1 protein-coding gene is annotated in these 733 nt (G+C 35.3%); it reads left to right on the forward strand.

Translation table 11 applies throughout. The features are described from left to right. Nucleotides 1-146: 146 nt before the first annotated feature. Nucleotides 147-569: a hypothetical protein gene (locus QVO88_RS07795; protein ID WP_022287935.1), complete on the forward strand. Its 423-nt coding sequence runs from the start codon at nucleotides 147-149 to the stop codon at nucleotides 567-569. Nucleotides 570-733: the final 164 nt, after the last annotated feature.

Here is a 733-nt window from a genome sequence, read left to right on the forward strand (position 1 = left end):
TACTTTGTTTACCCTGATGGCTCAATAACAGGGTTTTAATCTATCCATGAGCTAGTCATATCTACCTCAGATTAAATGTATCAACAATGAGAGCGACTTCTTTCAAAGAGTTCGCTCTCTTTTCTTTAAAGAGAGGATTTGAAAGTATGATAAGTTACGATAAGAAAACGAGGCATCTGATAGTATCATCAGGAGAAGTGGTAACCTTTGACATACAGCTCAGGGGTAGAATAAATGTAGTTAGAGGTGCAGCTGCAACAGGTAAGACATATATGTGCAATCTGATAAGAAACGGAAATCCTCATCCAGATGTAGTCGTATTTGAAAGAGGTGTAGACTTGGTAAGGGATTTAACTTCCCTGTCAGATAAATTGATTATAATAGATAGAGCTGATATGTTGAGTGGTGAAGTAGTTGAGCACATATCTCAAGACCTCGGTAACACCTACTTAATAATGGCACGAGTACCTTTAGGCTTGGGTATCACACCTAACTACATAGGTGAGTTTGTTAGAGACAATAGAATAATCACAATGAGATACAATTTTTCAGTTCCAGGTTGGTTCTAACTACCTGATAAGTTATTGATTTTCAATAAGAAAAATGTTATAATAGATTAAATGAAAGGAGTGTTTTGCTTAATGGAGAATAAGATATATGAGTTATTGGACTCAGATTTTAATACTGTTGCATATAGGTTCAAAACGGATATTGGTACTTTCGATATTCCTCT

The sequence above is a fragment of the Ruminococcus sp. CAG:57 genome (assembly GCF_000435935.1).
GTDB lineage: Bacteria > Bacillota > Clostridia > Oscillospirales > Ruminococcaceae > Hominimerdicola > Hominimerdicola aceti.

What these genes read in the sequence shown, in the direction of transcription:
- QVO88_RS07795 (WP_022287935.1), top strand. Translation starts at nt 147, where the DNA reads ATGATAAGTTACGATAAGAAAACGAGGCATCTGATAGTATCATCAGGA.